Consider the following 8819-nt stretch of genomic DNA (forward strand, 5'->3'; position numbering starts at 1 on the left):
AAAAAATTTACATCAGAGGTGCGGGACGATCAGCGGCATCAGGTCGTCGAAGGTGCGGCCGGTGCCGTTCTCGCCGATCGCATGCATCTTCCATTCGCCGTTATGGCGGTACAGCTTGGCCATGATCTGGGCCGTGTGCGTGCCCTGCACCGACAGGTCGTAGCGCGCGATTTCCTTGCCGTTGCTCGTGTCGAACAGGCGGCAGAACGCGTTCTGGACCGTCGAAAAATTCTGGCCCGTGAAGCTGTTGACGGTGAAGACGAGCGACCTCACGTTCTCCGGCACCGTGCGCAGGTCGACGACGATCTGCTCGTCGTCGCCGTCGCCGGCCCCCGTGCGGTTGTCGCCGGTGTGCGTGATGCTGCCGTCACGGCTTTTCAGCTGGCGGAACCAGACCACGTCGACCGGGCGGTTCGATTCGTCGAACATCACGACCGACGCGTCGAGGTCGACCGTCTGGCTCTTTGCGCCGAAGCCGAAGAAACCGCCGGACTTCGCGACGTCCCAGCCGAGGCCCATCGTCACTCGGGACAGGGCGCCGCCGGCTTCCTTCTCCAGCGAGATCTTCTGGCCCTTCTGCAGGTTGACTGCCATAGTTAATACTCCTTTGATTGTCAGCGTCCGGGCGCCTGCATCCACGCCTTGAACGTGGTGCGATTGCGCGAACAGACATAAATCTTGCCGCGACCGGAGAAGCGCAGGACGAGGCCCTCGCCGCTGGTCTGGCTGTTGATCAGGTTACCCAGGAAGCCGCCGCTGGTGCCGGTCGTGATCGAGACCTCGTAGTGCAGGGTGCTATCCCAGGCGACGACGTGCGAGTTGTCGATGATCGCGTCCTTGCCCGGTTCCACATCGAGCACGTTCATCGAGCCGAAGCCGGAGACGACCACCTGGCCGCTGCCCGACGTCTCGGTCACGAAGAAGCCGCCGCTCTGGGCGAACAGCGCGTTGCCGAGACTCTGGGTGCGCACGCGCAGGTCGACGCTGGAACTGGCCGCGACGAACGCGCCGTCGCTGATGATGAACTGGTTCGGGCCGCAGTCGACCACCTGCATCGCGCCCGGCAACGTGGGAGACAGCAGGCAGTCGCCGTCGCCGCGGGTCGCTTCGATGTGCTGCTGGAAGAACGACTCGCCGTTGGCGAAGGTGCGCATCAGCGCGCTGCCCAGGCCACCCTTCATCTTGCCCTTGAGGTCGAGGGTCGATTCCATCATGACCATCGCATCCGATTCGCAGTAGATGGTCTCACCGCGCTTCAGCGATACATGCAGGAAGGGATCGACGTCCCCGGTCACGGTAAACACTGGCATTTCTAGCTTCCTTTCAGGCCGGCGTTTTAGATTAGACGCTCACGCCATAGTTCTTGGCGAGGGGGCCGAGGCCGCCGTTGAAACCCTGGCCCACTGCGCGGAACTTCCAGTCCGCGCCGTTACGATACACCTCGCCGAAGATCATGGCCGATTCGGTCGAACCGTCTTCGGACAGGTCGTAGCGGGCGATCTCGCTGTTGTTGGCCGCGTTGATGCAGCGGATGAACGCCTTGCCGACCATGCCGAAATTCTGGCGGCGCGTATCGCCCTCGTGGATCGTCGCGGCCAGCACGATGCGGTCGACGTCGGCCGGGACTTTCGTGAGGTCGATGTTGAGGGTCTCGTCATCGCCTTCGCCAGCGCCGGTGCGGTTGTCGCCCGAGTGGGTCACCGAGCCGTCGGACGACTTGGCGTTGTTGTAGAAGATGAAGTCGGCATCCGAGCGGACCTTGCCCGACTGGTTCAGCAGGAACGCGACGCCGTCCAGGTCGAACGCGGCGCCATCGGTGGCGCGCACGTCCCAGCCGAGGCCCAGTTTGAGGCTGGACAGGCCCGGTGCTTCCTTCGACAGGTTGACGTTACCGCCTTTTTGCAAGCTGATTGCCATGATGATTCTCCTTCAGGTTGATAGGTACTGCCTTGTTCACGTTTCATTCGGCGTGGGCCAGCGCTTTGCCGCCCACACCCAACGCTTCCTGCTTCTTGCGATACCGGATCGACGACCACACCGAGGCACCGATGAAGGCGACACCCGCCAGGCCCGTGACCAGTTCCGGCACGTGGAACTTCATACTCGCCAGCATGATCAAGGCCAGGATGCCGATCGCGTAGTGAGCGCCGTGCTCCAGGTACACAAACTGGTCGAGCGTGCCCTTTTCCACCAGGTACACCGTCAGCGAACGCACGAACATCGCACCGATCGCCAGGCCCAGCATGATGATCACGACGTCGTTGGTGATGGCGAACGCGCCGATCACGCCGTCGAAGCTGAACGATGCATCCAGCACTTCCAGGTACAGGAAGCCGCCGATACCGCCGCGCTTGACCATCTCGCCGACGTCGCCGCCACCCTCTTCCGACTTCTCGAGCAGGTTCGACAGCACGTCCACGCCGACGTAGATCAGGATGCCCCACAGGCCCGAGATCAGCACGACCATCTTCTGGGCTTCCGGCACCAGCGACAGGCTGGCCATCAGCGCGCCGATCGAGATCATCACGGCGATCGACGACACCTTGCCGAGCGAGCCGAGCTTGGCTTCGAAGTGGCCAAGCCAGTGGTGTTCCTTCTCTTCATCGAACAGGAAGTTCAGGAAGACCAGCAGCAGGAACATGCCGCCGAATGCCGCCACTTCCGCGTGGTGGTTCGTCAGGTGCATCGAGTACTGCTTCGGATCCTGCAAGGCCATGTTCCACACGTCCATCAGGCCCAGGTCGGCCGCCACCGCGACGATCACGAGCGGGAACAGCAGGCGCATACCGAACACGGCGATGATGATGCCGACGCCCAGGAACAGCTTTTTCCAGAACTCGTCCCAGGTCTTCAGCACGGAGGCGTTGACCACCGCGTTGTCGAACGACAGCGAGACTTCCATGACCGCGAGAATCGCGGCGATACCCATCGCCGTCAGCGCGCCGGCCACGCCGGCATGCTCGTAGCCCCACCATGCCGAGCCCAGCAGGCACAGCGCCGTGACGATGAATGACACCCTAAAATGCTTCATTCTTATGTCCCTTCTTGGGATATGAGTTGTTGACAAGGCGCAGTGTAGAGGCGATGATCCAATCGAAAAAGCGAAGATAACAAGAGAATCACTTCGAAAAAACCTGCGTTATTCACGTGATAATGAAATCCGACATCAATTTCCGCCACCTGTACTACTTCTGGGTCGTGGCCAACGAAGGGGGCATCACGCGTGCCGCCGAACGGCTGGGCCTCGCCGTGCAGACGGTCAGTTCGCAATTGACGCTGCTCGAGCAATCGTTGGGCAAGACGCTGTTCAAGCAGCAGGGCCGGCGCCTCGTGCTGACGGAAGCGGGCCGGCTGGCGCTGGGCTATGCCGACCAGATCTTCCTGCTGGGCGAGCAGATGCAGGAGGCGCTGAACGAGTTCGACAGCGGCCGCACGCGCCTCACGGTGGGCATCTCGGACTCGCTGCCGAAGCTGTCGGCCTACCGCATGCTGGAAGCCGTCACGCGCATGGACCGCCCCGTGCGCATCGTCTGCTACGAAGACCAGTTCGAGGCGCTGCTGGCCGACCTCGCGCTGCACAAGCTGGACGTCGTGCTGACCGACCGCGAAGTGCGCGCCGGCGCGACCCTGAAAGTGTTCAGCCACCAGCTGTTCGACAGCGAGATGGTGGTCGTGGGCACGCCCGCGCTCGCGCAGCGCTACGGCGGCGCGGACGACGAGTTCCCGAAGAATCTGAACGGCGCGCCGTTCCTGCTGCCGGCACGTAATAATGCCCTGCGGGGCAAGATCGACGAGTGGTTCGTACAGCACCACGTGCGGCCGGACGTGGTCGGGGAGTTCGAGGACAACGCGCTGCTCAACACGTTCGGCCGGCGCGGCCTGGGCCTGTTCTTCGCGCCGGCCGCGCTGGCGGACGACGTCGCCGAACAGTTCGGCGCCGTGCGGGTCGGGCTTGTTCCGACGGTGCGCGAACAGTTCTACATGATCTCGAGCGACCGCAAGATCATGCATCCGGCGGTCGAGGCCATCCTGGCGGGATCGCAAAAAGCGACGCTCCCGGCGGCCTGACCGTTACAATGCAGCTCGGCTTTTGCCTTTCGAGTAAACTTACCTTCTATGCAAAACGTATTGCTCGTCGTTCTCTCGCTGCTGCTGGTGGCGCTGAACGGCTTCTTCGTGGCGGCCGAATTCGGCATCGTCACGCTGCGCAAGACCCGCGTGCGCGCCATCGCCAAAACGGGCGGCCTGCGCGGACGCATCCTCTACAAGGTCCACAGCCAGCTCGACGCTTATCTATCGGCGTGCCAGCTGGGCATCACGCTCGCGTCGCTGGGCCTGGGCTGGGTCGGCGAACCCGCGTTCGCGAACCTGCTGGAACCGGTGTTCTCGCTGGTCGGCGTCACGAGCCCGCAGATCATCCACGGCGTGTCGTTCGTCGTGGCGTTCAGCGTGATCTCGTTCCTGCACATCGTCGTGGGCGAGCTGGCGCCGAAGTCGCTGGCGATCCGCGTGCCGGAAGCCGTGGGCCTGTGGAGCGCCGTGCCGCTGTACGGCTTCTACTGGTCGATGTATCCGGCCATCTGGCTGCTGAACGAAAGCGCCAACCTCGTGCTGCGCGTCGCGGGCCTCTCGGGCGTGGGCGGCCACGAAACGCATTACTCGAACGACGAACTCAAACTGATCCTGCGCACCAACACGGGCACGCCGGCCGAACGCTTCACGCACGACGAGCGCCACATCCTCGCGCAGTCGCTGGAGTTCGCCCAGCACACGGTGGCTGACCTCATGCGCCCCATTAACGAGGTGAGCGCGCTGTACGCGAGCCGCTCGCTCGAGCAGAACCTCGACACGATGCGCCGCAACCGCTTTTCGCGCTACCCGTATTTCGACGAGGACGGCGAGGAAGTGCTGGGCGTGATCCACCTGAAGGACCTGTTTTTCGCCGAGCAGTCCGGTAAGGACGTCGATGACCTGACGGATTACCTGCGTCCCGTCGACCTGATCTCGGCGCGCACGCCGGCCATCGAGCTGTTCCGCCGGTTCCGCAGCGGCGCCCCGCACTTCGCGCTGATCGGAGAGAAAGGCAAGCGTCCGGTCGGCTTCATCACGCTGGACAACCTGCTGGGCGCCATCGTCGGCGAGATCCGCGACGAGTTCCGCCTCAACGAAAACGACTGGCTGCCGCAGGGCGACGGCACCTACATCGGCAAGGCGAGCCTGCCGATCGTCTCGCTCGAACGCGTGCTCGGCATCGACATCAACAACGAAGAGATGGGGCTCGATGAAGTCGAATCCGTCGGCGGGCTGTTGATGGCCAAGCTGGGGGATATTCCCAAGCAGGGGCAGCGCATCGAGTTTCCGAAGTTCGATGTCGTGGTCAAGAAGACCAATGGGCCGCGCATCCTGCTCGTCAAAGTCATTCCGCAGCTGGAGCGGGGGGCGGATGACGATGATCTGGACTGAGAGAAGCAGTTCCTGATCTGTTCGCGTCGAGGAATGCGTTGAGATCTTTGCCGATCAGCCCGGCGGCATAGTCCGATATGTGGTCCGTATGGCCGTACAGGAAACGGCCGTCCTTGCGCATGCCGCAATAACCGGTCACGTCGTCGCACAGATATTTCGCCGTCTCGAACAGCGCCACGTCGTCGGTAAATACTGCGCGCACATCCTCCAGGACGGAACGGTATTTCTGCGACAACTGCAGTTGCCGATCCAGCGAAATCCTGCAGTTCTCATTTTCTGCGACAAACAGCTTGTTCACGACAGGAATCGACGCGATGCGGCCAAGGCAATCCTCCGGATGGGCCAATGTCGGGTTGTCGACGACGAGCACGACTTTCTTGCGGGCGCGAACGATCTTTTCTACGGTGTTACGCAAGCCTGCCGCGACCGCATCGCCATTGTTATTCGTAGGCAGGTCTTCGATGGTGTAGTCGTGCTCCAGCGAAAACATTGCGCGCGCGGATGTCGCAATGACGACTACCTGGATGTCCGGATTCGCCGCCGCCGCGTTCACCATGGACGCTGCAACAGTCCGGTAGGGACTGAAGATACGGTTGTCGGACAAGATCGGCACGGAACCGCCGCCGGGTCCGTTATCGCCGATCAAGAGCCAGCGCCCGGCGGCGCTCGAGGTACGTACGACGCCGGGCCACAGCGCGCCTGCCTTGCTGTCGCCCAGCAACGCGTACTTGACGGGGCCGCGCGGATCCTTGAAGCAGCCGAAGAACAAGGCTTTGTCGGTCTCGCTCATTCCACAATCATGCACGAGTTCCACGCCCGGACCGCCGTCGTTGCCCGTAGCGATCGAAGTATTGATCTTCACGACCTCGCGGAAAGCGAGCCCGTACCTGACAAACGTGTCGTAGCCCACCACGCCGACGACCGGCATCAGGGCCACCAGCGCTGCCACCTTGAACCCGGCGCGGCGGCCCAGCCGTACGGGCCTTTCGACCAGCCGGTAAGTCAGCCAGGCAAGGACGATGGACGCCAGCACGATCGCGCCGCGCACCGGAGCAGCCGGGACTTTGCTGTGGATAATGCGGGCATACGTCAGCAACGGCCAATGCCAAAGGTACAGCGGGAAACTGATCAGCCCGATCCATACCGCGATCCGGTTCGACAGGATCACGCGATTGACCCAGGCGCCAGGACCCGCGAAGATCAGCAGCACCGCGCTCAGTACGGGGACGAGCGCCCATTTGCCTGGAAAGCCGAGGCGTTTGTCGATGTGCCAGAAACCGAATGCCAGCAGCAGGGCCGCAACCACGGACATGGTGCTGGACCATCGTTCCGGCCGAGGCGCGTTCGCGGCCGTGAAGTTGGGCTTGTACAGCGTCACCCAGGCGAGAATACTTCCCAGCATCAGCTCCCAGAAACGCGTTTGCGGCGAATAGAAATCCGCAATGGCGTCTACCTTGACCTGGTGCAGATTCAAGCCGAAGGACACGAGGGCAACCAGTATGCCGATACCGGGCAGGTTAAGGCGTACGCGGTAGGCGAACCACAGCAACAGTGGCCAGAAGATGTAGAACTGCTCCTCGACACCCAGGCTCCACAGGTGCAGTAGCAGCTTGGTGTCGGCCGCGTTATCGAAATAACCGGATTCGCTCCATAGCACGAGGTTGGAAACGAAGCCGGCGCCGCCGGCGATATGCTTGCCGAGTTGCATGTATTCGTCGTCCAGCAGGGAAAACCAGCCGAACGCGTAACAGGACACCAGGACGAGCAGCAGCGCCGGGAAAATGCGCTTGACGCGACGGAGATAAAACTCGGTGAAACTGAATGTCCCGCGGTCGAGGTTTTCATAGACAATCGTCGAGATCAAATAACCCGATATCACGAAAAACACGTCGACGCCGATGAATCCGCCTTTGATCCATTCCGGGAAGGCGTGGAAGGCGACCACCGACAGGACCGCGACGGCGCGCAAACCGTCGATGTCGCGCCGGTACTTGGGATGCGAAAGGTGAGGGAGTGACATGTTTGCGGCCGCGCGAGCGACAATTAACAATGCAAACCATCCAGCAAAGCAGTTAGCCTAGCCGGAAAAGTCACTGATATTCACGACGTGCATCAATCGACGCCGAGTGTCGTCTTTTTTGTATTAGCTACGCATTGGCGGTACGCGGATGCAGTCTGGACACTGCTCCATGCGTCTTGAACAGGTCACGCGCCGAGTGCCTGCCGCGCTTCCTCGCGATACCGCCCCGGCGACTTGCCCACGAGCCGCCGGAAATCCGACGTGAAGTGCGCCTGGTCGAAATACCCGAGCCCCTGCGCCAGCGCGGCCAGGTCGACGTCCGCGCCTTGCGCCAGGCGATCCGCCGCCTCGTGCAACCGAAACCGCCGGATCACCCATTTCGGGCTCACGCCCACGTACTCGCTGAACAGCTGCTGCAGGCTGCGCACGCCCATCTGCGCGGCGGCTGCCAGCTCCTCCACCTGCGTCAATCCGGGCGTCGATTCCACCGCGCGCAGGATCGCGGCGATCCGGTCGACCTGCGGATCGGGTGCCGGCAGTACGGAGCGCAGCAGCGCCCCCGCCGCCTCGATCATCGCGGCATCGTCCGTCGTATTCAAAACCGCACTCTGCGCGGCCCCCTCGTCCCACGGGAACACGTCGCCGAGCACCAGCACCTTGTCCGTGATCGTGTGCAGCGGCCGGCCGAGAAACGCGCGAAAAGCGCCCGCCCGGAAACGCAGCCCGCAGACCTTCCCCGCGTCCTTCAATTCGTAATCGAACGAGCCCGTCGTCAGGCCCCAGATGCCCGTGCGGGCGCGGTCGAACACGATGTGCACGCACGGATACGGCAAGGTGCGCTGCGTGTGCGGCAGGCGGCCCTGCAAGTCCCACTCGACGATCCAGTAATGATCGAGGAACGGCGCCAGATCCGGCGGCGGCAGGTAGCGGCCGAGCCGGAACATCTTGCCGGCGAGCGCCGGCGCGACGACGCCCTTGGCGCGGTCGGTGACAGTGGGAAGATGGCTCATCGGGGCATTCTAGCATTCGCGTTTTTCCAAGACGGCAGCGGCGGGCAAGCCTACTCTGTCCGCTCACCGCCATCACGAGGACCCGATGAACCTGACCCTGTTCCACGCTCCGAATTCGCGCTCCGGCGCGGCCCGCATCCTGCTCGAAGAACTCGGCGCGTCCTACCACCTGCACGTGCTGAACCTCAAAAAGAACGAGCAGCGCGCGCCGGCGTACCTGGCCATCAACCCGATGGGCAAGGTTCCCGCCATCCGCCACGGCGATGCCCTCGTCACGGAGCAGCCGGCCGTCTTCATCTACCTGGCCGACCTGTTCCCGCAAGCGG

9 protein-coding genes are annotated in these 8819 nt (G+C 62.9%); 3 read left to right on the top strand and 6 right to left on the bottom strand.

Annotation, left to right across the window (positions count from 1 at the left end; genetic code table 11):
• Positions 1-12: 12 nt before the first annotated feature.
• The 4 genes from ACEN88_RS04420 to ACEN88_RS04435 are packed head-to-tail and all read right to left on the bottom strand — an operon-like array spanning position 13 to position 3031.
• Entirely contained in the window at positions 13-594 is a 582-nt protein-coding gene (locus tag ACEN88_RS04420; protein WP_413337580.1) for a TerD family protein, read from the bottom strand.
• Between the two features lie 20 nt (positions 595-614).
• Positions 615-1310, bottom strand: a complete 696-nt coding sequence (locus ACEN88_RS04425; protein WP_413337581.1) for a TIGR00266 family protein — start codon at positions 1308-1310, stop codon at positions 615-617.
• A 31-nt stretch (positions 1311-1341) separates the two neighbouring features.
• Positions 1342-1917 carry a TerD family protein gene (locus ACEN88_RS04430; RefSeq protein WP_413337582.1) on the bottom strand — a complete coding sequence of 192 codons (576 nt, stop codon included), beginning with the start codon at positions 1915-1917 and terminating at the stop codon, positions 1342-1344.
• Positions 1918-1960: 43 nt separating this feature from the next.
• Positions 1961-3031: a DUF475 domain-containing protein gene (locus ACEN88_RS04435; protein WP_413337583.1), complete on the bottom strand. Its 1071-nt coding sequence runs from the start codon at positions 3029-3031 to the stop codon at positions 1961-1963.
• A 122-nt stretch (positions 3032-3153) separates the two neighbouring features.
• Here ACEN88_RS04435 and ACEN88_RS04440 point away from each other — a divergent pair, with 122 nt between their 5' ends.
• Together ACEN88_RS04440 and ACEN88_RS04445 are read left to right on the top strand one after the other, a co-directional pair.
• Positions 3154-4068, top strand: a complete 915-nt coding sequence (locus tag ACEN88_RS04440; protein WP_413337584.1) for a LysR family transcriptional regulator — start codon at positions 3154-3156, stop codon at positions 4066-4068.
• A 48-nt stretch (positions 4069-4116) separates the two neighbouring features.
• A complete protein-coding gene (locus ACEN88_RS04445; protein ID WP_413337585.1) occupies positions 4117-5463 on the top strand; it encodes a hemolysin family protein in 1347 nt (448 codons plus the stop codon).
• Here the strand turns inward: ACEN88_RS04445 and ACEN88_RS04450 are convergent.
• Both ACEN88_RS04450 and ACEN88_RS04455 read right to left on the bottom strand, forming a co-directional pair.
• A complete protein-coding gene (locus ACEN88_RS04450) occupies positions 5417-7483 on the bottom strand; it encodes an acyltransferase family protein (protein WP_413337586.1) in 2067 nt (688 codons plus the stop codon). The two genes, ACEN88_RS04445 and ACEN88_RS04450, sit on opposite strands and share 47 nt — an antisense overlap.
• A 185-nt stretch (positions 7484-7668) precedes the next feature.
• Positions 7669-8493, bottom strand: a complete 825-nt coding sequence (locus ACEN88_RS04455; protein WP_413337587.1) for an AraC family transcriptional regulator — start codon at positions 8491-8493, stop codon at positions 7669-7671.
• 85 nt (positions 8494-8578) lie between these two features.
• Here ACEN88_RS04455 and ACEN88_RS04460 point away from each other — a divergent pair.
• A partial coding sequence (locus ACEN88_RS04460) for a glutathione S-transferase N-terminal domain-containing protein (protein WP_413337588.1) occupies positions 8579-8819 on the top strand: 241 nt, incomplete at its 3' end.

It is taken from the genome of Massilia sp. CT11-108, assembly GCF_047302915.1.
Lineage (GTDB): Bacteria > Pseudomonadota > Gammaproteobacteria > Burkholderiales > Burkholderiaceae_D > Telluria > Telluria orientalis.

Bases quoted from the DNA above. Each gene is read 5' to 3' on its own strand.
- ACEN88_RS04420 (WP_413337580.1), bottom strand. From the start codon at position 594: ATGGCAGTCAACCTGCAGAAGGGCCAGAAGATCTCGCTGGAGAAGGAA.
- ACEN88_RS04425 (WP_413337581.1), bottom strand. From the start codon at position 1,310: ATGCCAGTGTTTACCGTGACCGGGGACGTCGATCCCTTCCTGCATGTA.
- ACEN88_RS04430 (WP_413337582.1), bottom strand. From the start codon at position 1,917: ATGGCAATCAGCTTGCAAAAAGGCGGTAACGTCAACCTGTCGAAGGAA.
- ACEN88_RS04435 (WP_413337583.1), bottom strand. From the start codon at position 3,031: ATGAAGCATTTTAGGGTGTCATTCATCGTCACGGCGCTGTGCCTGCTG.
- ACEN88_RS04440 (WP_413337584.1), top strand. From the start codon at position 3,154: ATGAAATCCGACATCAATTTCCGCCACCTGTACTACTTCTGGGTCGTG.
- ACEN88_RS04445 (WP_413337585.1), top strand. From the start codon at position 4,117: ATGCAAAACGTATTGCTCGTCGTTCTCTCGCTGCTGCTGGTGGCGCTG.
- ACEN88_RS04450 (WP_413337586.1), bottom strand. From the start codon at position 7,483: ATGTCACTCCCTCACCTTTCGCATCCCAAGTACCGGCGCGACATCGAC.
- ACEN88_RS04455 (WP_413337587.1), bottom strand. From the start codon at position 8,493: ATGAGCCATCTTCCCACTGTCACCGACCGCGCCAAGGGCGTCGTCGCG.